Below are 20283 nucleotides of genomic sequence, written 5' to 3' on the forward strand. Positions count from 1 at the left end.
CAGCATTGACAGGACTCCTAACTGTACGCGTACGATGGCATTCGCCTGGCAACCCCAGCGGCCGGACAGCTCCGGCCCGGCGGGTTGCCAGCATGGTCTTTCGGGCAGGCACACGTGGTGGCGAACGGGGGCGCGACGTGTGCATGCGAGCCGTACCCGGCGGCCGAGGGACCTCCGGGCGGCGCTCGTCCCGCCGGCCTCGCACCTGGTCGGTTCCTGGCGGGCCCGCCCGGTCACCGCACGGGACCGCCCCGAGCACCCGGGGCGGGCGTTTGTCAGGTGTCGGCGGGGGTAACCAGCGCGGCGCTGACGACAGGAGGGCGCCGTGCGGTTTCCGCTGTTCGTCGCCGCGGTGTCCCGTCGATCCGGGCTGGCGCCCGAACCCGCGGCCAGCGTCGCGCGCGCGGTGCTACAGACCGTCGTGGAGCGGATGACCGGCTCCCCGTCGACCGACCCGACCGGGTACCTGCCGACCGAGCTGACCGACGCGGTGTCGCCGGGCGAGCCGGCGGACTTCCTCCGCCGGGTCGGTGAGCGGGCCGGAGTCGACGAGGGTACGGCGGCCGCCGGGGCCGCGGCCGTGTTCGCCACCCTGCGCGAGACGGTGACCGTCGGCGAGTTCCAGGAGATGGTGGCGCGACTGCACGCGGCCGGCGGTGGCACTGACCCGATCGTCGGGTGAGGCGCGGCCGGCACCCGGCGGCTCGTGGCGCACTCCCTGCCGGCCGGGGGACCGGTGGCAGCGGATAGGCTGCCGCCGTGGCAGGTCTGTTCAGGAGCATGGCGTCCCGTGTCGGCGCGGTCATCCCGAGGCCGCGCGCGGCCGGTCCGTCCCCGGCGCGGCTCGCGCGACGGCGTCAGGTCAGCGCGTTGCAGCGCCGCGAGTTGTCGTACGCCCCGGAGCCCGACGGCCAGGCCGACCCGGGGGAGATCGTCTGGACCTGGGTGTCCTACGAGGACGACCCTCGCCAGGGCAAGGACCGGCCGGTGCTGGTGGTGGGCCGGCACAGCCGGACGCTGTTCGGGCTGATGCTCTCCAGCCAGCAGGACCGCCACGGCGACCGGCACTGGCTGGCCCTGGGGCCGGGCGACTGGGACCGTGACCGGCGGCCGAGCTGGGTGCGCCTGGACCGGGTGCTGACCATGCGGGAGGACAGCATCCGGCGCGAGGGCGCGGTGCTGGACCGGGCCCGGTTCGACCGGGTGGGTCAGGCCCTGCGCGCCGGGTACGGCTGGCGCTGACCGACCGGTCCCGGCGGTTCCGCACGGAGCCGGTGGCGTGCGCTGCAGCGCCGGTGAGGTGCGCCGTGGGACCGTTGGCCTCAGCCGGATCGCTGGGCCGGGTCGACCGCGGCGTCGCGGGCGTCCGGCGGCGGGTACGGCTGTTCGGCGAGCAGCCGCGCCAGGTGGGCGCTGTTGAGCGCCAACGCCTTCGTCGCCCGTCCGGTGGTGTCGGGCTTCGGGCGCGCGTCGATGTAGTCGGTCTTGTGCAGCGCCTCGCCGACCCAGTACGTCGCGCCGGCCGCCGGGCAGGTGAAGCCGACCTCGTTGAGCGCCTGCTGCACCTGCCCGATCGTGTGGTGCGCGCCGTCCTCGTTGCCGACCACCGCCACCGCGGCGACCTTGCCGTAGGTGAGCAGCCGACCCTGGTCGTCGGTCTCGCTGAGCTCGGCGTCGAGGCGTTCCAGGACCATCTTGCACACGCTTGACGGCTGGCCGAGCCAGATCGGCGTGGCGATCACGAGGATCTGTGCGGCCATCAGCTTCGCGCGGATCTGCGGCCAGGCGTCGCCATGCCCCTCGTCGGTTGAGACACCGAAGCGAACGTCGTGGTCCACCACCCGGATCAGTTCGCCGGTGACCCCCTGCTCGCCGAGAGCGTCGAGCACCTCCCGGCCCAGCACCTCGGAGCTGGACCGGGCAGGGGAGCGTTTGAGGGTGCAGTTGAGGATCAACGCCCGGATGTCTGCCATGACCTTCCCTCCGCCGTACGAGCCTGATCCCGGCGGAGTACCCACCTGTGGACCGGTGACGCCCGGGCCGGGGCCGCAACCGGGGTGGCGTCAGCACTCGGCGAGGTACGCGGTGTCGTGCAGAGCCCGGCCCGTTCGGCCACTGCCGAGCGCCTTGGCCTCGTACATCGCCGCGTCGGCGCGGTTGAGCGCCTCGGTGAGCTGGCTGTCCTGCACGGGTGCCAGACCGACCGAGGCGGTCACCCGGAGGGTGACGGCGCCCATCGGGATCGGGGCGGCCAGCATGTCGTACAGCCGCCGGGTCGCGTGGTCGATCCACCGTCGGTCGAGGGTCGGGCTGGTCAGCAGCCCGGCGAACTCGTCACCGCCGAGGCGGGCCACCAGGTTGTCACCGGCGAAGGTGGCCAGTCGTTCGGCGACGCTCACCAGCACCTGATCGCCTGCGGCGTGTCCGTACCGGTCGTTGATCTGCTTGAAGTCGTCGATGTCGAGGACCACGGCGATCAGGTGGCAGCCGGAGCGGTCGGTGAGCAGCGTCGCGGCGAGCCGGTAGAAGGCCCGCCGGTTCGGTAGACCGGTAAGCGGGTCGTGGCTGGCGGCGTGCCGCTCGGCGGTGAGTTCCGCCTGAAGACGCCCGATCTCCGCCTCCGCCCGCACGGCCCGGCGTCCCAACTGCCAGGAGGAGAGCAACGCTCCTGCGGCGCAGATGCCGGACGCGACGGTCAGCGGATCCGGCACCACCATCTCCCTTCTCCGCGACACACGTCTGGCACCGATCGGCCGACGCTGCCAGACACCTCGTTTCCCCTGATGGTTGTCAGGTTCGCGGGACAGAACGTGAGCAGGTAGGCGTCACGCACGTGCGTTATCATCCCCGGTGTCCATTGCAGATGCAATAGCAGATGCACGTGCATAACGAGCCGACACCGCCCGTCAAGCCGCTACCGCTCCTCCCACGGCACCGGCGCCAATCGGAGAGAACAGAAGCCCCTCATGCAGCAGCCGCCCAACGGTGTTTCCGTCAACCACTTGCCTCCCCTTGCCTGGCAGAAGAGTCGGCGCAGCAATCCCAGTGGGAACTGTGTCGAGCTGGCGGAGCTGCCCGGTGGGGCGGGCATCGCCCTGCGTAACTCCCGGCACCCGGACGGACCCGCGCTGATCTACACGGTGGACGAGATCGCCGCGTTCGTGCTGGGTGCCCGGGATGGTGACTTCGATCACCTGATCGGCTGACCCCGCATCCCATCGACGGGATTCGTCTCGCACGGGATGGGCGGTTCACCTCACTGACGGTTCATGGCATGCTTACACGTCGGTCGAGTCGGTCCACCGGTTCGGCCGCTGACGGCATGCGGAGGACGGTAGGTGACCATGGTTTCCGCCGAGGAGGGTCCGGCGGCCGGCCCGACCGTGCTGCGGATGCTGCTGGGTGCTCAACTGCGACGGCTGCGGGAGTCGCGGGGCGTCACCCGGGAGAACGCCGGCTGGGAGATTCGATCCTCCGAGTCGAAGATCAGCCGGATGGAGCTGGGCCGGGTCGGCTTCAAGGAGCGCGACGTGGCCGATCTGCTCACGCTCTACGGCGTCACCGCCGAGCAGGAGCGAGCCGCGTTGCTCAAACTGGCCCGGGACGCGAACAATCCGGGCTGGTGGCACCGGTACGGCGACGTCCTGCCGTCGTGGTTCCAGTCGTACCTCGGCCTGGAGGCGGCGGCCGCCCTCATCCGTAGCTACGAGGTCCAGTTCGTCCCGGGTCTGTTGCAGACTCCGGAGTACGCCCGAGCCGTGGTGCTGCTCGGCCACAGCACGGCCGGTCCCGACGAGATCGACCGTCGGGTGGATCTGCGGATGCGCCGACAGGAACTACTGTCCCGGCCGCGCCCACCGCGCCTGTGGGCGGTCGTCGACGAGGCGGCGCTGCGCCGGCCGATCGGTGGCCCCCAGGTGATGCGCGGTCAACTGGAGGCGCTGCTCAAGGCGACGCGTACGCCGAACGTGCGGCTTCAGGTGATCCCGTTCGCCGCCGGTGGGCATGCCGCCGCCGGGGGAGCCTTCACGATCCTGCGCTTCGGTGATCAGGACCTGCCAGACATCGTGTACATCGAGCAGCTGACCAGCGCCATCTACCTGGACAAGCGCGAAGACCTCGACTTCTACGCGGTCGCCATGGAACGCCTCTGCGTCGAGGCCGAGCCGCCGGAGCGTACGCCGGAGATCCTCGAACGAATGATCGCCGACCTCGACCCCAGCTGACCACCACACCTTCACCCTTCCCACGCCCTCCGCGCCAGTCCGCGCTGATCATGGGGCCACCGCTGCTGGCAAGCGCTTGCCCGGAAGTGAATTTCGTGATCAACGCGTCGAGGGTGGGGTGGGGTTGACGGGTGTGGGGGTGGGGGTTATTGTCTGGATCGATCCAGCAACTGGATCGATCCAGAACGGGGAGTGCTGATGAAGCCGACATTGCGGGCCGTGGCCGAGGCTGTCGGTGTCTCGCGCAGCACCGTCTCCAACGCCTACGGCCGCCCGGATCAGCTCTCACCGCAGTTGCGCCAGCGCATCCTGGAGACCGCGCGGCAGATGGGTTACCCGGGGCCCGACCCGACCGCGCGATCGTTGCGGCGGGGATTCGTCGGTGCCATCGGGGTGCTGTTCACCTCCCGGCTGTCGTACGCGTTCACCGACCCCTTCGCCGTCCGGTTCCTGACCGGCGTCGCCGAGGCGGCCGAACGCCACGACAGCAACCTGCTGCTGATACCGCTGCCCGACGACGCGGCCGGCGCGCGTACGGCGGTGGAGAACGCCGCCGTCGACGGGTTCTGCGTCTACTGCGCCGGTGACGAGGAGAGCATCCTCGACACGATTCGCGGCCGTGGGTTGCCCTTCGTCACCACCTCCTCGCGGCCCCGCGCCGGCGACCTCTGGGTCGGCATCGATGAGCGGTCCGCCGCGCGGTCCGCCGCGGCACACCTGACCGCGCTCGGTCACCGCCGGGTCGCCCTGCTCGGCGACGACGTCCTGCCCGGCGCACCGGTCGGGCCGCTGCGGGTTGCCGACGTGGCCGACGTGCCGCACCCCACCACCCGGGACCGGCTGGCGGGCTTCGCCGAGGCGTTCGCGGCGGTCGGCGTCGCCTGGCCCGACCTGACCGTGCTCACCGCGACCGACAACACCCGCGCGGCGGGTGCCGCCGCCGCCAGGGCGTTGGCGCACCTGCCCGAACCGCCCACCGCGGTGCTGGCCTGCTCCGACGTGCTCGCCCTCGGTGCGCTCGACGTCCTGCGTGCCGACGGTGAGCGGGGGCGGCGCGTCTCCGTGACCGGCTTCGACGACATCGCCGAGGCCGCCCCGGCCGGGCTGACCACCGTCCGCCAGCCCGGCGAGGCGAAGGGTCGAAGCGCCGCCACGCTGCTGCTCGACCCGCCCGCTGACGCCGCTGCGGGCCAGATCCTGCTGCCCACCACGCTCGTCGTCCGGAGCAGCTCCGGACCCGCCCCGAGGAGTTGACCATGGAACAGCCCACCGGCTTCGTCATGGCCGTCGACGCCGTCACCCGTCATGTCATGTCCGCCCGGCCGGACGCACCGGTCCGACCCGACGTACCCCGGCCGGCGCGGCTGGTGGTCACCCGCCGGCTCGCCGCCGGGGCGCTGCGCCGACTCGCCGACCACATCCAGCCGCGTCCCGTGCCCGCCCCACCCGCCTGCCGCACCTAGGCCGGTCCGCCGTCCGGGCGGGTGGTGCGCCGGGTGGTGCAGCAGGCAGACTGGAGGCCCATGTCGCCGTTCACCCCCAGCCTGCGGTTGCACGACCGCTACGTGCTGCACGATCGCATCGGCCTCGGCGGAATGTCCGAGGTGTGGCGCGCCGACGACGAGGTCCTGGGCCGGTCGGTCGCGGTGAAGGTCCTTGCCGGCACGTTCGCCGTGGACCCGGACCTGCGGGCCACCCTCCGGCGGGAGGCCCGTGCCGCGGCACGCCTGGCCCACCCGCACGTCACCCAGGTGTACGACTACGGCGAGGCGGCTCTGGCCGACGGCAACGTGGTGCCCTACCTGGTGATGGAGTTGGTCGACGGGCGGAATCTCGCCGACCGGCTGGCCGACGGGCCGCTGCCCTGGCGGCCGGCCCTGCGGATGGCTGCGGAGGTGGCCGCCGCCCTGGCCGCCGCACACCGCCTGGGCGTGGTGCACCGCGACATCAAGCCGGGCAACGTCATGCTCACCGTCAACGGCGCCAAGGTGCTCGACTTCGGTATCGCCGCGCTCGCCGGTGCGCCGTCGCCCGGTGCCCGCCCGGCGGGCGGTGCCCTGATGGGTACGCCCGCGTACCTCGCGCCGGAACGGTTGAGCGCCGACCCGCCCCATCCGGCCAGCGACGTGTACGCCCTCGGGGCGCTGCTGTACCGCACCCTCACCGGCGATGTTCCGCTGCCCGTGCGCAGCTGGCCCGATGCGGTCAGGGTGCACGCCAACCGCCCGGCTGTCGCACCCCCGCGGGTGCCGGGCCTACCGGCTGATCTCGCCGAGCTGGTGCTGGCCTGTCTCGACCCTGATCCGGAACGACGTCCCACGGCCGGCCGACTGGCCACCCGGTTCCGCGCCGCCGCCACCGGACTGGCGGCGGCCACGGTCGACATACCGGCCACCGGCGGGCAGCAGACGCCGCAGACCCGGCCGGTGCGTCACCATCCACCGACCCTGATCGAGCCGACCACCCGCCCCGAGACCGTGTCCGGCGTCGCACCACGATCCACGACGCGCGGAGCACTCTCTGGCCGTGGCCGGCCCCGGCCGGCACCCGGACGGCCGCCGGGCCGGCGGGGGCACAGCGGCCCGCCAACAGGCGCGCTTGTCACATTCGCGCTGGTCCTGCTGCTGGGTCTGGGCGCGGCGCTCGTCCTCGGCGACCGGAGTGACGGGCAGTCGACGGCCAGTCCCACCACGCCGCCAGCCGCCCCGCCGACCTCCGCGCCTGCCTCACCACGACCCGCCGCCAGCTCGCCGGCCAGCCGGCCGGAGCCGGTGAGCCTGGGACGGGCCGCGGTCGAACTCATCGCGTTGCTCACCGAGGCACAGCTCACCGGAGAGATCGACCGTAAGGCTGCGGACCGGCTGAGTAAGGAGTTGACCGAGCTGGCCGGGGTTAGGCCGAAGGAGCAGGAGAAGCGACTGGAGAAGCTGCGGGAGCGTCTGGACGACGAGGTGGACCGCGGTCGACTCCCCGCTGACTTCGCCGACCAGGTGGACGACGTGCTGGAGCGGTTCGAGGCGAACCTGCCGGAGGAGTGACCCTGTCCGGCGTCGACCGCCGTTGAGCCAGGATCAGGCCAGGGTCGTCCGCACGAAATCGCCCGGAGCGGTCCCGGCGCGGGCGAGGAGCGAACCGTTCGGCGCCCAGATCGCCGACCGTCCGGCCGTCTCGACGTAGCCGCCACCGGTGGCGCCGGCGAAGCTGGCGACCGCGACCACGACCCGGTGGGTGGCGCAGATCCGCGATGCCCGCTGGTCCGGCACGTGCGCCTCGGCTGCGGCGTCGACGATCGAGGCCGCGTACACGTCGACGCCGGCAGCGCAGGTGCGCGCCGCGTGTTCCACGATTCCGGTGTCCTTGCAGATCGCCAGGCCGATCCGCCAGCCGTCGACGTCCAGCACGACCGGTGCCGGTCCGGGACGGAACCGGCGGGCCTCGACCTCCCCGAGCCACATCTTGCGGTACGCCACCCGTGCCCCGCCGCCGTCCACGGCGAGGGTGGCGATGTGCTCTCCGGCCACCGGTGCGCCGACCAGCGCGAGCGCCCCGGTGGCCGTGCACGCGGCGACCAGCGGCGCGAGCCGGGGGTCCGACGGGTCGACCGGCGCGGCGTCGAGTTCGTAACCGGTCAGCGACAACTCCGGGAAGACCACCACCCGGGCCCCAGCAGCACCGACCATCGCCGCGTGCGCCGCCACGTTTGTGTCGATGTCGTACGACACGCACGGGGGCTGGGCGACGGCGATGGTCAGCGAAGGGCGCGGCACCTGCGCAGTTTAGAGCGACCGGCAACAGGGCTGGCGGGGCTGCGGCGCGCCCTGGCGCTTCGGCCGGCGGCGTTGTCGTCGTCGGCCAGGCGCACGCAGGAAAGTCGACGCCGGTGCGGCGACTCTCAGCTGAGGTTCGTAGCGTGTGGGACATGATGCATGTCCGGTACGCTTCGCCCTCGGTCGTCGGCCAGTCCGCACCACCCGAGGACGGCCTGGTCGGTTTCGTCACCGACCTGGTGGAGCGGCTCGGCGGCCCAGGTGCGGGGCTGGCCGTGGCGCTGGAGAACCTGTTCCCCCCGATTCCCAGCGAGGTGATCCTGCCGCTCGCCGGGTTCGTCGCGGCGCAGGGGCGGATGAGCGTCATCGGGGCCATCTTCTGGACGACGCTCGGTTCGCTGCTCGGCGCCCTTGCGCTCTACTGGGTCGGAGCCGCGCTGGGTCGGGAGCGGACGCGGGCCATCGCGGCGAAGCTGCCGCTGGTGAAGCTCAGCGACATCGACCGGACCGAGGAGTGGTTCCTGCGGCACGGCGTCAAGGCCGTCTTCTTCGGACGGATGATTCCGATCTTCCGGAGCATGATCTCCATCCCGGCCGGGGTGGAACGCATGCCGCTGCTCACCTTCGCGGTCTACACCACGTTGGGCAGTCTGATCTGGAACACCACCTTCGTGATGGCCGGCTTCCTGCTCGGTGACAACTGGCACCTGGTCGAGGGGTACGCCGGCATCCTGCAGAACGTGGTCATCGTCGCCACGGCGCTGGGTGTCGTCTGGTTCGTCGTCACCCGTCTGCGCCGCTCCCGCCGAGCCGGCGGCCTGCGGTCCAACGACAGCGGCGCCGGCCTGACCGACGCGACGCCCGCCGGGGTGCCGGATCCCGACGGGCGGGGCACCATCTACCGCAGCGTCTGGTCGGACGGCCACCAACCGACCGACCAGGAACCCCGGCGCTGATTCCTGTCCGGCCGGTGGAGATGCCCCGTCCCGTCCGCCCGAACGGGCTCCGGACGGGGTTGGCTGTCCCGAGGGAGGTGCTGATGAGCGGATCGGACTGGGCCGACGAGATCGGTGTGGTGGAACTGCCCGGCGGGGTGCGGATGCGGGGTCGCCGGATCGGTGACCCCGCCTCACCGGCCGACTTCAGTCTGCTGCTCGCCGCCGGGCCGGTGCCCGGCTGGGCGTACCGGCGGCTCCGCTGGCCGGATTTCTGGGTCCCGCTGGACCGGGCGGACGCCCTGGACGCCTTCCGTGAGGCGCTGCGCCGCGGGTACGCCGGCCAGCGGGTCGAGGTGGCCTGCCGGGGTGGCACGGGACGGACCGGCACCGCGTTGGCGGCGCTGGCCGTCCTCGACGGGCTGCCCGCCGATGATGCGGTCGACTGGGTACGCGCCGCCTACCGTCCGGGCGCGGTGGAGACGCCCTGGCAGCGGCGCTGGCTGCGCCGGCTGTCGGCGGCGTAGCGGGACCGACCACGGGTGGCGGTGGCCGGTGCGTCGCCCCCACAGCGTCGACGCCCGGATCAGCAGGCACCGTGGTCGGACCTCGGGTGCCGGAGCCGGCCGGCGCGTACCGGCTCCGGCGGTGGTCAGGCGGCGACGTAGTCGCGCAGGTGGCGGGCGGTGAGCGTGTTGCCGTGCGCCACCAGGTCGGCCGGGGTGCCGGTGAACACGATCCGGCCGCCTTCGTGACCGGCGCCCGGGCCGAGGTCGATCAGCCAGTCCGCGTGGGCCATCACCGCCTGGTGGTGCTCGATGACGATTACCGTGTTGCCGGCGTCGACGAGCCGGTCGAGCAACGCGAGCAACTGGTCGACGTCGGCCAGGTGCAGTCCCGTGGTCGGCTCGTCCAGCACGTAGGTGCCGGCCCTGTCGGCCATGTGGATGGCGAGCTTGAGCCGTTGTCGCTCGCCGCCGGAGAGCGTGGTGAGCGGCTGGCCGAGGGTGAGGTAGCTCAGCCCGACGTCGGCCATCCGGTCCAGGACGACCCGGGCCGGGCCGCTGGGAAAGAAGTCCCGGGCCTCGGCCACCGACATGCCGAGCACCTCGCTGATGTTGCGTCCGCGCAGCCGGTAGGTGAGCACCTCGTCGGTGAACCGGCGACCCTCGCACTGCTCGCAGACGGAGGCGACGCCGGCCATCATCGCCAGGTCGGTGTAGACCAGCCCGATGCCCTTGCAGGTGGGGCAGGCACCCTCGGAGTTGGCACTGAACAGGGCGGCCTTGACCCCGTTGGCCTTGGCGAAGGCGGTACGTACCGGGTCGAGCAGGCCGGTGTAGGTGGCCGGGTTGCTGCGCCGGGAGCCACGGATCGGGGCCTGGTCGACGACCACCACACCGTCGCGACCGGGCAGTGAGCCGTGCACCAGGGAACTCTTGCCCGAGCCGGCCACCCCGGTCACCACGGTCAGCACGCCGAGCGGGATGTCCACGCTGACGTCGCGCAGGTTGTGCAGGTCGGCGTGCCGGATCGCGAGGTGGCCCCGAGGCGTACGGACCGGTTCCCGTAGCCGTACCCGGTGGTCCAGGTGCCGGCCGGTGAGGGTGTCGGAGCGGCGCAGGCCGGCCACGTCACCGGTGTAGCAGATGCGGCCACCGGCGGTGCCGGCACCGGGACCGAGATCGACCACGTGGTCGGCCACCGCGATGGTCTCCGGTTTGTGCTCGACCACGAGCACCGTGTTGCCCTTGTCCCGCAGCCGCAGCAGCAGGTCGTTCATCCGGGCGATGTCGTGCGGATGCAGGCCGACGGTGGGTTCGTCGAAGACGTACGTGATGTCGGAAAGGCTGGAGCCGAGGTGCCGGACCATCTTGACCCGCTGCGCCTCACCACCGGAGAGGGTGGCCGACTCCCGGTCGAGGCTGAGGTACCCGAGACCGATCTCGACAAGCGAGTCCAGCAGTTCCCGAAGGTTGCCGGTCAACGGGGCGACCGACGGGTCGTCGATCTCCCGGATGAACTCGGCCAGGTCGCTGATCTGCATGGCGGCGCACTCGGCGATGTTGCGCCCGGCGATGCGGCAGGACAGCGCCGCCGCGTTGAGTCGGGCGCCGCCACAGCCGGCGCAGGTGGTGAAGGTGACCGCCCGGTCGACGAAGGCCCGGATGTGCGGCTGCATGGACTCCCGGTCCTTGGCGAGGTAGAGCCGACGCACCTTGACGACCAGACCCTCGTAGGTCAGGTTCGTGCCACCTACCTTGATCTTCGTGGCGGGCTTGTGCAGGAAGTCCTCCCACTGCTGCGGCGTGAAGTCCTGGAGCTTGACGTCCGGGTCGAACAGGCCGGAGCCGACGATGGTCTGCCAGTACCACGTGTCGACGGCGAAGTTCGGCACTGTGATCGCGCCGTCGTTTAGCGACTTCTCCACGTCGACCAGTTCGTTGACGTCGAGATCGGAGACCCGGCCCAGGCCCTCGCAGGTGGGGCACATGCCCTCGGCCAGGTTGAAGCTGAAGGCGCCGGCACCGCCGACCTGCGGCTCACCCAACCGGCTGAACACGATGCGCAGCATGGCGTACGCGTCGGTGGCGGTGCCGACCGTGGAGCGTGAGTTGGCGCCCATCCGCTCCTGGTCGACCACGATGGCCGGGGTGAGATTGCGCAGCGAGTCCACGTCGGGCCGGGAGAGGCTGGGCATGAACGACTGGAGGAAGGCGCTGTAGGTCTCGTTGATCAGCCGCTGGGACTCGGCGGCGATGGTGCCGAAGACCAGCGATGACTTGCCGGAGCCGGAGACGCCGGTGAAGACGGTCAGTCGGCGCTTGGGGATGTCGACCGAGACGTCATCGAGGTTGTTCTCCCGCGCCCCGCGTACCTCGATGATGTCGTGGCTGTCTGCGGCGGACCGTGCTGGCTGCTGCATGCGAACCCTTCGCGAGATCGTGGACGGACTACCGCCCGGGAACTGGCTTCCGATTGGCCTGGCCAGGTTCAATTGTCGCATTGATGTGCTCGTGGAGACTTTTGCGACGTTCCAAGCGCACGAGGGGCCCGTTAGATGGCGATAAGTCTCAAACGGACGTGAGAGGCTAGGCTGAACCGGTGGTGGATCGTCGGGTCAGCGGACGGCTGCGCGCGGTGGATCTCGCCGCGACGGCGGGTGTGTCCGTTCAGCAGGTGCGCAACTACGTCGACCTTGGCGTACTGCCCCGGGTGGAGCGCACCCCGAGCGGCTACCGGATCTTCACCGACGCGCACGCGCGGGCTCTGACGGTGGCCCGCGCGGTGGCCGACGGGCACGGCTGGACGCGTACCCGCGAGATCATGGCGGCCGTCCACCGGGGTGACCTGCCGACGGCGCTGGCGTCGTTGGACGCCGGCCACGCCGAACTGGACCACGAACGGGCCGAGATCCGGATGGTGCTCGGCGCATTCGAAACCGTGGTGACGAGTGCGCGCCAGCACACTGTGCCACGCCGGGCGGTACGGGTCGGCGTCGTCGCAGACCTGGTCGGGGTCCGCGCCTCGCAACTGCGCTCGTGGGAGGCTCGCGGCCTGCTGCGTCCGGCCCGTGAGGCGGGCACCGGTTATCGGGTGTACGACGAGGCCGAGCAGCGTGCCGCACAGGTGGTGGCGCTGCTGCGCCGGGGAGCGTACCCGTTCGAGATCATCACAGCGGTGCTCGACGAGATGCGTACCACAGGTAGCCCGCAGCGGGTCCGCGCCGAGCTGGCCCGCCGCGAGCAGGAGTTGCACCGCCGCAGCCGGCGACGGCTGGCCGCCTCAGCGACCCTGCACGACTATCTGTGCCACCTGGCCGGCTGACACCGCTGGGCAGGCGCCTAGGTCGAAGGCGGTGATGTCACTCCGACATGCACATGTCCGAGTGACATCACCGCCTGAAGGTGATCCACGATGGAAGCTCGCTCAGCGTGGTGTTCGAAGGTCGACCACTCGCGTCACCACCCGCTCGCGCTCCTGGGTAGATCAGGTTGTCAGCCCGCCGAGCAGGGCCGGGCCAGGTTGACCAGATCGGCGGGCCGGTTGCCGTCGACCCGGCCGATCGCGGTGGCGATGCGGTTGATCGCCGCGACGCGCCGGTCCTCCAGCGGGCCGATGATGGCGTTGCGCACGAAGTTCGGGCCGCCCTGCGGGTTGGCCGCCTGCCGGGCGAGGCGGGCGTTGGCGTCAGCGATCTGGCTCTCCAGGTTGGCGAGTTCCCGCTGCACCTCCGCGGCGGCCTGAGCCGGCACGGACGGGAGCCGGTCGGCCACCGTCGGGCAGCTCACCCGCTGCGCCACGCCGGCCCCCGCGTTGCCGTTACCGGTGTTCCCGTTTGCGGCATTGCCGTTACCGGCGTTGCCGGCGTTACCCGCGTTGCCGTTGCCGGCGTTGCCGTTGACGGCGCTGGGCACCCCTGCGGCGTTGAGTCCGCAGGTGGCGAGGCTGGCGAGATCGGGGCGCTGTCCGCCGACGCGGTTGATGTTGATGCCGATGCGATCGAGGGCGGCGGTTCGCTTGCTGGCCAGCGGGCCGAGGATGGCGTTCTGGATGAAGTTGGGGCCGCCCTGGGGATTGGCGGCCTGCTGCGCGAGGCGGGCGTTCGCCTCGGCGATCTGCTTGTCGAGGTTGGCCAGTTCCTGTTCGACTCCGGCAACGGCGGCGGCGGGCACGTTGGACAGCTTGTCCCGTACCGTCGGGCAGTTTGCCGTCTGCGGCGCAGCGCCGTCGTCGGCGGAGGCCAGCGTCAGACCGCCTCCCAGGAGCACCACCGCCAGGACACCGACGCCGCCGAGCTTCAAGGCAGCGTGCTTGCGGTGCTGCTGCGTACGCCTGACCATGCTTCTCTCCTCATGATTGACCGCCCGACGGGTCGACCGTCGGCTGGTGCGCAATGGGGTGCCCGGAAAGACGATCGGCAACGGCGGCCGGCCCCGCCCCGCATGCCGAGGATCCTCACGGGTGACGTCGGACCGGGCTGCGGGAGCGCTCCCGTCGCAGGTCCGGGCGTTTCATGTGTTCGGTCGTGGATACGGGGGGTGCGAGCGATCGGTTCAACATCTCCCCGCGAAGATCGCGGCCCTCCGCCAGTCCCGAACCGGCCGGGCGGGGTGGGCGTCGCCGGAGATCCTGCCGTTAGTCTGCGTGTTCATGAGAATCCGGGCCCTCGCCGCCGGTTTTGCCGCCCTCGCCGCCGGGACGATCCCCGCGACTCCCGGTGTTGCGGCGATCACCGTCGGTTCCGGACCGTTGACCTCATCCGCTCCGCCGGCCGCCGCCGTTACGCCGCCACCCGCTCCGGGGCCCGCCGCCCCGAAGGCAGTGCCCTGCCCGAAGGCGGTCGCGCCGAAGGTGGTCCGGTCACCGAAGCCGACGCCGCCGCCGCCCGTTCCGGAACACCGGGTGGTCGGCGGAGATGCGCTCGCCACCCCCGGATTGATCGTGCCGCCCGGCGTGGCGACGCCGCCCAAGGTGACGGCGACCTCGTGGCTGGTGGCCGATCTGGACACCGGTGAGGTGCTGGGTGGCTGCGGTCCTCACGAGTACGCGACCCCGGCCAGCGTGCAGAAACTGCTGCTGGCCGCGACCATGCTGCCGAGACTTGATCCGGCCCAGGTTGTCACTGTCACCAAGGAGGATCTGGACATCGCCCCCGGCAGTTCGGCCGTCGGACTGCTGCCGGGCGGCCGGTACCGGGTGGAGACGCTCTGGCTGGGGTTGCTGCTGCAATCCGGCAACGAGGCGGCGAACGCGCTGGCCCGCCTCGGCGGTGGCGCCGACGGCGTGGCCGGTGGAGTACGGGCGATGAACGAGCAGGCCCGAAAGCTCGGCGCATGGCAGACCCGCGCGGTGACCCCGTCCGGGCTGGACGCCCCCGGCCAGTTCACCAGCGCGTACGACCTGGCTCTGATCGCCCGGGTCTGCTTCGCCGATCCGGCCTTCCGGCGGTACGTGCTCACGGAGCGCACCCGCATTCCGGCTCAGAAGGCCCTGCGAGGCAAGGGCTTCGAGATCCAGAACGAGAACCAACTGGTGTACCGCTACCCCGGTGCGCTCGGTGGCAAGACCGGCTTCACCGACTACGCCCGGCACACCTACGTGGGTGCGGCCGAGCGGAACGGTCGCCGGCTGGTCGTGACGCTGCTCGGTGCCGAGCCGCGACCGCAACGTGGCTGGGAGCAGGGTGCCGCGTTGCTCGACTGGGGCTTCACGCTGCCCCGGCCGGCCAGCGTCGGCCGGCTGGTGGAGCCGGGGGAGTTGGACGCTGAACCGTCATCGGCGTCGCCCCCGCCGGCCGGGAGCGCTCAGCCGGCGGGCACCGCTCAGCCGGCGGGCACCGCTCAGCCGGCGGGCACCGCCTCGTCGGTCGACGCCGGGCCGGGCGCCGGAATGCTCGTGGCGCTGGCCGTCGGAGCGCTCGCGATAACCCTGGCAGTCGCCGCCCGACGATCCCCAACCACCCCCGCCCTCACGCCCTCCGCCCTCACGCCCTCCGCCCCCACGCCCTCCGCCCTCACGCCCTCCGCCCTCACGCCCTCCGCCCCCACGCCCTCCGCCCCCACGCCCTCCGACCCCACCACCTCAGCCGCGCGACGTTCCCCGACCAGCCCCGCTCCTGCCCCCACCGCCTCAGTCGCCCCTGCCTCCTCCGCCTCAGCCACCCCTGACCCCACCCCTGCCGCGACCTCCCGCCGTCCCTGACCCGCCCAACCCGCCGTGGACCTTGGTGCGAAATCGCCCCTATCGGGGCCGTCCGAGTCCAAGATCCGGGCAGGTTGGGTGGTGGGTGGGGGACGGGGGGAGATGGAGTGGGGGGAGAGGGGGTGGGGGGATTTGGGGGACTGGTTGGAAATCACCCGATAGTGTCGCTAATTGTGAGAGCTTCCGCGCTTACGGTGGCGGTGACTGCCGCGCTCCTGGCGACGCCGCTGGTGCCCGTCGTCGACGCCCACGCGGCAGCGCCGGTTCCGTGTCCGCGCTCGGCGCCGCCCGCTCCCGGTCCCACACCACCTGTGACGCCCTCCCCGGACCCGGTGCAGCGGGCCGTCGGCGGCCCTCGGCTGGCCACGTCCGGTCTGGTGGTGCCGCCCGGCGTACCGAAACCGCCGAAGGTGGCCGCCACCTCGTGGCTGGTGGCCGATCTGGACACCGGTGAGGTGCTGGGTGGCTGCGGTCCTCACGAGTACGCGACCCCGGCCAGCGTGCAGAAACTGCTGCTGGCCGCGACCATGCTGCCGAGACTTGATCCGGCCGACGTCGTCACCATCACCGCAGGTGATCTTGACATTGAACCGGGGAGTTCCGCGGTGGGGCTGGTGGCGGGCGGTCGGTACCGAGTAGAGACCCTCTGGCTGGGGTTGCTGCTGCGTTCGGGAAACGAGGTGGCGAACGCGTTGGCCCGCCTCGGCGGTGGTGCCGACGGCATGGCCGGCGGGCTGCGGGCGATGAACGAGCAGGCGAGACTGCTCGGCGCGTACCAGACCCACGCGGCGACCCCCTCCGGACTGGACGGTCCCGGACAGTTCACAAGCGCGTACGACCTGGCTCTGATCACCCGGGCCTGTTTCGCCGACGCACGTTTCCGGCGCTACGTGGCCACTCGCGAGGCTAGCGTCCCGGCCCAGCCGAGACAGCGCGCCAAGGGATTCACCATCGACAACGACAACCAGTTGCTCTACCACTATCCCGGCGCGTTGGGCGGCAAGACCGGCTACACGGACCTGGCCCGACACACCTACGTCGGGATGGCCGAGCGGGGCGGACGTCGGCTCGTGGTGACGTTGCTGGGTGCGGACGTGATCGACAAGCGGGGCTGGCAACAGGGTGCGGCCCTGCTCGACTGGGGATTCGAGTTGCCTCCGGCGGCCTCGGTGGGAGTGCTGGTGAGCCCGGGTGCGGCCACCGCCTCGGCCCCACCTGCCGCCGTACCCCCACAGGCGTTGCCCGGCGGCGCGTCCGGGGCCGAGACATCGCGCTCGGCGATCCTGGCCGGTCGCCTGCGGTCGGTTTCCCTGATCGGCCTCGCCGTCGGGGTGACGCTGCTCGCGGGCGGTCTGGTCGGCCGCCGTCGCTGCCGGCACCGTACCGCCGGGACGCGTGCCGGTCGGCGTTGAGGTGATGCGGCGACGGCACTGGCCGAGGGGCGACCCGGCGCGGACGGCGGGCACGCCGCCGCGCTCGGCATCGTCGCGCTCCCTCGCCCGGCTGAGCCTGACGGTGACGGCGGCGTTGGCGGTCATGGCTGTCGGCTGCGGACGGGACGACGAGCCGGAGCCGGCACCGCCACCACCTTCGCCGTCGGTGTCGCCGGGCTTCGTGGTGCTGTCCGATGTCGACCGTCGCATCCTCACTGACATCCGGTACGCCACGGCGTACAACTTCATCGGCCGCCGCGTCGACGGCTACCAGGAACCCCTGTGCCTGCTCACCAGACGCGCCGCCGAGGCGCTGCGCCGGGTGCAGGAGGCGGCGCTCGCCGTCGGCCGCAGCCTCAAGGTGTACGACTGTTACCGCCCGCAGCGGGCCACCGAGGACTTCCTGAACTGGGCCGGCCAACCGGGGCAGGACGCCATGAAGGCCGAGTTCTACCCTCGGGTGGCCAAAGCGGAGCTGGTCGACCGCGGCTATCTCGGCGCACCCAGCGCACACAGCCGGGGCAGCACCGTCGACCTCACCCTGGTCGACGTGCCGCCGCCCGAGCAGGCCCGCTTCGAACCTGGTCAACCGCTGCTGGCCTGCACCGCCCCACGTGCGCAGCGCTTCCCCGACAACAGCGTCGACATGGGTACCGGCTTCGACTGTTTCGACCCGCTGTCGCACACCGACTCGGACCGCGTCGGACCCGTCGCCGGTGAGAACCGACGGCAACTGCGGCAGTTGATGGCCGACGGTGGTTTCGTCGGCTACGACCGGGAGTGGTGGCACTTCCGCTACCGCGACGAACCCTGGCCCGACACCTACTTCGACCTGCCGGTGACCCGTTCCTCGGCCGGCTGACGCCCGCAAGGTTGCCGCAAGCGACAGAACGCAGTGTCTCTCATATGGACGGTGCTTGGTGGGTGAGAGGGCGGGACGGTGGCCGGCACCACTGTGGGGCTCGGTGAGGTGTGGGTTGCGCTCATGTCGGCGGTGACGCAGGTCACGCTAGCGTCGCCGTACGCCGACACCACCGCCGGCGCTCACCGGACCCCAGGAGCGTCATGATCAGACCTGTCTCGCGGCTGCTCGCCGCCGCCGTCGCGGCTCTGCTGCTCACCCCGGTGGCACCCGCCCAAGCCGCCGACACCCCGCACACCAAGAGTCCCGTGTCCGGAAGCCTGTCGACCTACCGCATCTCGGGTGTGTACGTCGCCGGCGTCTCCTCCGGCGCCTACCTGGCGGGCCAACTCCAGGTGGCCTACTCGAAGCGGATCAGGGGAGCGGCGCTGTTCGCCGCCGGCCCCTACTACTGCGCGCAGAACAACGTCGCGCAGGCGCTGTACGGCTGCGGCGACAACATCTACCCGACGTACCTGAGCGCGTTGCAGTCGTACACCCGGACCTGGGCCGGGTACGGCTGGGTCGACCCGGTCAGCGGGCTGTCCGGCGAGCCGGTCTACGTCTTCCACGGTGGATCCGACGGCACCGTGAAGCGGTCGGTGAGTGACGACCTGGTCCGCTATCAGCAGCACTTCGGCGCCAGCGTCCAGTACGACAGCGGCACGGCCGCCGGCCATGGCTGGGTAACGCCCTACGGCACGGTGGGCTGCACGGCCACGGCCGCGCCGTACCTCAACGACTGCGGCACCGACCCGCAGCACACCTTCCTGCGCAAACTCTTCGGCTCGGTGCAGCCGCCGAACACCGGGCCGCTCGGTGGCACGCTGGTGCGGTTCAGCCAGAACGGCTTCGCGCCGGGTGGTTGGGCCAACGGCCTGAGCATGGACGCCAACGGTTTCGCCTACGTCCCGTCGTCCTGCGCCTCGGGAGCGAGTTGCCGGCTGCTGGTGGCGCTGCACGGCTGCCTCCAGGGCCACAGCCGGGTCGGCACCGCCTTCGTGGACCGGGCCAACCTTAACCAGTACGCCGACACCAACGCCACGATCGTGTTGTACCCGCAGGCCATCACCGTGCCCAGTAACCCGAACGGATGCTGGGACTGGTGGGGCTACCTCGGCGCCACCAACTACCCGATCAAGGGTGGTGCCCAGGTGGAGACGGTGATGAACATGGTGCGCCGGCTGGGCGGCTGAGCGCGGCCTCCGTCGCCCCGTAGGCTGTCGCCCATGATTGCCGTACGTCAGCGCGCCGCCGACGCACGGTGGGTGGCCACACCGGCCCCGGTGTCCGCACCGGGGCCGGTCGCACGATGAGTGGTGCGCCTGTGCCGGCTCCGCGAGGCGGACGGGCGCGTACCACCAGGTTGTTCGGGTGCTGCGCCCGGCTCGCCGCGTCCCGCTCGTTCGAGATCGCCATCGTCGTGGTGATCCTCGCCAACGGGATCGTGCTCGGCCTGGAGACGTACCCCGATCTGGGGCCGGCGGGCACCGCGTTGCGTGCGTTGGAATGGGGCTTCCGGACGGTCTTCGTCGCCGAGATCACCATCCGGATCCTGGCGTACGGTCGCCGTCCGCAGGACTTCTTCCGGCACGGCTGGAACGTCTTCGACTTATTGGTGATCGCCGCGATCTTCATCCCCGGCCTGCACGGCGACTCGGCGCTGCTGCGGGTGGTCCGGGTGCTGCGGATCGTCCGGCTGGTGCGGTTCTCGCCCGGGCTGCGCACGATCGTCGCCGCGCTGTGGCGCAGCCTGCCCGGCATCGGCGGCTTCTTCGCCCTGGCCGTGGTGACGCTCTACGTGTACGGCATGGCCGGCTGGTTGATTTTCGGCGAGGTCTATCCGGAGCAGTACGGAGACATCGGCCGCTCCCTGCTGACGCTGTTCGTGCTGCTGTCGTTGGAGACGCTGCCGGATCTCATCGAGCAGGGGATGGAGTTCTCGCCCTGGACGGTGCTCTACTACGGCAGCTACGTGGTGATCACTGTCAATTTGTTGCTCAACATCCTGATCGCGGTCTTCGTCAACTCGATGGAGGAGGCGCGCCGGCTGGAGATGACCGAAGGGTTGGGCCCCGGCTACGACTCCGACGGTGACGGCGTCCCCGACGAGGTGGACCGGATCGCGATCAGTCAACGTCTCGACGACCTGCGTACGCTCATCGTCGAGCTCGAACGGGAGCTGCGCATCGACCGCGACGACGGCCGCCTCCGCCGGGTAGGCAAGGAGTGACCACCTGCCGTCGCGTCCGTCTTTGATCAGAATCACGACGGGTGCGGATAACGGGCGTCACCGGATAGGGTCGTTACACCGTC

Annotated in this window: 19 protein-coding genes and 1 pseudogene; 15 read left to right on the top strand and 5 right to left on the bottom strand. The window is 71.4% G+C overall.

Translation table 11 applies throughout. From position 1 onward, the window contains the following. Positions 1-325: 325 nt before the first annotated feature. On the top strand, positions 326-682 hold the full coding sequence (locus tag Vse01_RS01345; RefSeq protein WP_093402296.1) for a DUF2267 domain-containing protein: 357 nt from the start codon (positions 326-328) through the stop codon (positions 680-682). Positions 683-759: 77 nt separating this feature from the next. Continuing rightward, entirely contained in the window at positions 760-1242 is a 483-nt protein-coding gene (locus Vse01_RS01350; protein WP_093402297.1) for a type II toxin-antitoxin system PemK/MazF family toxin, read from the top strand. Positions 1243-1322: 80 nt separating this feature from the next. Here the strand turns inward: Vse01_RS01350 and Vse01_RS01355 are convergent, their stop codons facing one another. Beyond that, complete coding sequence (locus Vse01_RS01355; protein ID WP_093402298.1) at positions 1323-1973, bottom strand: flavodoxin family protein; 651 nt, start codon at positions 1971-1973, stop codon at positions 1323-1325. Positions 1974-2063: 90 nt separating this feature from the next. Then, positions 2064-2711, bottom strand: a complete 648-nt coding sequence (locus Vse01_RS01360; RefSeq protein ID WP_093402472.1) for a GGDEF domain-containing protein — start codon at positions 2709-2711, stop codon at positions 2064-2066. 255 nt (positions 2712-2966) lie between these two features. Between Vse01_RS01360 and Vse01_RS01365 the strand changes: the two genes are divergently transcribed. The 5 genes from Vse01_RS01365 (at position 2967) to Vse01_RS01385 (ending at position 7264) form a co-directional block, all read left to right on the top strand. Continuing rightward, the gene (locus Vse01_RS01365; RefSeq protein WP_093402299.1) at positions 2967-3206 is read left to right on the top strand and encodes a DUF397 domain-containing protein; all 240 of its coding nucleotides are present in this window, start codon (positions 2967-2969) and stop codon (positions 3204-3206) included. 138 nt (positions 3207-3344) lie between these two features. After that, positions 3345-4226: a Sco1979 family transcriptional regulator gene (locus Vse01_RS01370; RefSeq protein ID WP_373870614.1), complete on the top strand. Its 882-nt coding sequence runs from the start codon at positions 3345-3347 to the stop codon at positions 4224-4226. Positions 4227-4424: 198 nt separating this feature from the next. Further along, positions 4425-5480, top strand: a complete 1056-nt coding sequence (locus Vse01_RS01375) for a LacI family DNA-binding transcriptional regulator (protein ID WP_093402473.1) — start codon at positions 4425-4427, stop codon at positions 5478-5480. A gap of 2 nt (positions 5481-5482) precedes the next feature. After that, the gene (locus Vse01_RS01380; protein WP_093402301.1) at positions 5483-5689 is read left to right on the top strand and encodes a hypothetical protein; all 207 of its coding nucleotides are present in this window, start codon (positions 5483-5485) and stop codon (positions 5687-5689) included. A gap of 60 nt (positions 5690-5749) precedes the next feature. Further along, positions 5750-7264: a serine/threonine-protein kinase gene (locus Vse01_RS01385; RefSeq protein WP_093402474.1), complete on the top strand. Its 1515-nt coding sequence runs from the start codon at positions 5750-5752 to the stop codon at positions 7262-7264. Positions 7265-7297: 33 nt separating this feature from the next. Here the strand turns inward: Vse01_RS01385 and Vse01_RS01390 are convergent, their stop codons facing one another. Beyond that, the gene (locus tag Vse01_RS01390) at positions 7298-7993 is read right to left on the bottom strand and encodes a carbon-nitrogen hydrolase family protein (RefSeq protein ID WP_232511088.1); all 696 of its coding nucleotides are present in this window, start codon (positions 7991-7993) and stop codon (positions 7298-7300) included. A gap of 155 nt (positions 7994-8148) precedes the next feature. On the opposite strand from Vse01_RS01390, the gene Vse01_RS01395 reads away from it, so the two are divergent. Together Vse01_RS01395 and Vse01_RS01400 are read left to right on the top strand one after the other, a co-directional pair. Beyond that, entirely contained in the window at positions 8149-8949 is an 801-nt protein-coding gene (locus tag Vse01_RS01395) for a DedA family protein (RefSeq protein ID WP_093402476.1), read from the top strand. A gap of 83 nt (positions 8950-9032) precedes the next feature. Beyond that, the gene (locus Vse01_RS01400; RefSeq protein ID WP_093402477.1) at positions 9033-9455 is read left to right on the top strand and encodes a protein-tyrosine phosphatase family protein; all 423 of its coding nucleotides are present in this window, start codon (positions 9033-9035) and stop codon (positions 9453-9455) included. Positions 9456-9580: 125 nt separating this feature from the next. On the opposite strand, the gene Vse01_RS01405 is transcribed toward Vse01_RS01400, so the two are convergent. After that, a complete protein-coding gene (locus Vse01_RS01405; RefSeq protein ID WP_093402302.1) occupies positions 9581-11854 on the bottom strand; it encodes an ATP-binding cassette domain-containing protein in 2274 nt (757 codons plus the stop codon). A gap of 179 nt (positions 11855-12033) precedes the next feature. On the opposite strand from Vse01_RS01405, the gene Vse01_RS01410 reads away from it, so the two are divergent. Further along, positions 12034-12756, top strand: coding sequence for a MerR family DNA-binding transcriptional regulator (locus Vse01_RS01410; RefSeq protein WP_198413131.1), 723 nt, complete (start codon positions 12034-12036; stop codon positions 12754-12756). 170 nt (positions 12757-12926) lie between these two features. On the opposite strand, the gene Vse01_RS01415 is transcribed toward Vse01_RS01410, so the two are convergent. After that, positions 12927-13772, bottom strand: coding sequence for a hypothetical protein (locus Vse01_RS01415; RefSeq protein WP_093402304.1), 846 nt, complete (start codon positions 13770-13772; stop codon positions 12927-12929). Between the two features lie 310 nt (positions 13773-14082). On the opposite strand from Vse01_RS01415, the pseudogene Vse01_RS01420 reads away from it, so the two are divergent. The 5 genes and pseudogenes from Vse01_RS01420 to Vse01_RS01440 all read left to right on the top strand — a co-directional run. Continuing rightward, positions 14083-15381 (top strand): annotated as a pseudogene (locus Vse01_RS01420) (D-alanyl-D-alanine carboxypeptidase family protein); the annotation flags it as partial. A 425-nt stretch (positions 15382-15806) separates the two neighbouring features. Beyond that, entirely contained in the window at positions 15807-17045 is a 1239-nt protein-coding gene (locus tag Vse01_RS01425) for a D-alanyl-D-alanine carboxypeptidase family protein (protein WP_170863331.1), read from the top strand. Then, positions 17029-17928: a M15 family metallopeptidase gene (locus tag Vse01_RS01430; protein WP_232511089.1), complete on the top strand. Its 900-nt coding sequence runs from the start codon at positions 17029-17031 to the stop codon at positions 17926-17928. The genes Vse01_RS01425 and Vse01_RS01430 overlap by 17 nt, the downstream gene beginning before the upstream one ends. 203 nt (positions 17929-18131) lie before the next feature. Beyond that, positions 18132-19163: an extracellular catalytic domain type 2 short-chain-length polyhydroxyalkanoate depolymerase gene (locus Vse01_RS01435; RefSeq protein ID WP_093402306.1), complete on the top strand. Its 1032-nt coding sequence runs from the start codon at positions 18132-18134 to the stop codon at positions 19161-19163. 131 nt (positions 19164-19294) lie between these two features. Continuing rightward, a complete protein-coding gene (locus Vse01_RS01440) occupies positions 19295-20200 on the top strand; it encodes an ion transporter (protein ID WP_232511090.1) in 906 nt (301 codons plus the stop codon). Positions 20201-20283: the final 83 nt, after the last annotated feature.

It is taken from the genome of Micromonospora sediminimaris, assembly GCF_016863575.1.
GTDB classification, from domain to species: domain Bacteria; phylum Actinomycetota; class Actinomycetes; order Mycobacteriales; family Micromonosporaceae; genus Micromonospora; species Micromonospora sediminimaris.

What these genes read in the sequence shown, in the direction of transcription:
- Vse01_RS01355 (WP_093402298.1), bottom strand. Translation starts at nt 1,973, where the DNA reads ATGGCAGACATCCGGGCGTTGATCCTCAACTGCACCCTCAAACGCTCC.
- Vse01_RS01365 (WP_093402299.1), top strand. Translation starts at nt 2,967, where the DNA reads ATGCAGCAGCCGCCCAACGGTGTTTCCGTCAACCACTTGCCTCCCCTT.
- Vse01_RS01370 (WP_373870614.1), top strand. Translation starts at nt 3,345, where the DNA reads ATGGTTTCCGCCGAGGAGGGTCCGGCGGCCGGCCCGACCGTGCTGCGG.
- Vse01_RS01375 (WP_093402473.1), top strand. Translation starts at nt 4,425, where the DNA reads ATGAAGCCGACATTGCGGGCCGTGGCCGAGGCTGTCGGTGTCTCGCGC.
- Vse01_RS01380 (WP_093402301.1), top strand. Translation starts at nt 5,483, where the DNA reads ATGGAACAGCCCACCGGCTTCGTCATGGCCGTCGACGCCGTCACCCGT.
- Vse01_RS01385 (WP_093402474.1), top strand. Translation starts at nt 5,750, where the DNA reads ATGTCGCCGTTCACCCCCAGCCTGCGGTTGCACGACCGCTACGTGCTG.
- Vse01_RS01395 (WP_093402476.1), top strand. Translation starts at nt 8,149, where the DNA reads ATGCATGTCCGGTACGCTTCGCCCTCGGTCGTCGGCCAGTCCGCACCA.
- Vse01_RS01400 (WP_093402477.1), top strand. Translation starts at nt 9,033, where the DNA reads ATGAGCGGATCGGACTGGGCCGACGAGATCGGTGTGGTGGAACTGCCC.
- Vse01_RS01405 (WP_093402302.1), bottom strand. Translation starts at nt 11,854, where the DNA reads ATGCAGCAGCCAGCACGGTCCGCCGCAGACAGCCACGACATCATCGAG.
- Vse01_RS01415 (WP_093402304.1), bottom strand. Translation starts at nt 13,772, where the DNA reads ATGGTCAGGCGTACGCAGCAGCACCGCAAGCACGCTGCCTTGAAGCTC.
- Vse01_RS01435 (WP_093402306.1), top strand. Translation starts at nt 18,132, where the DNA reads ATGATCAGACCTGTCTCGCGGCTGCTCGCCGCCGCCGTCGCGGCTCTG.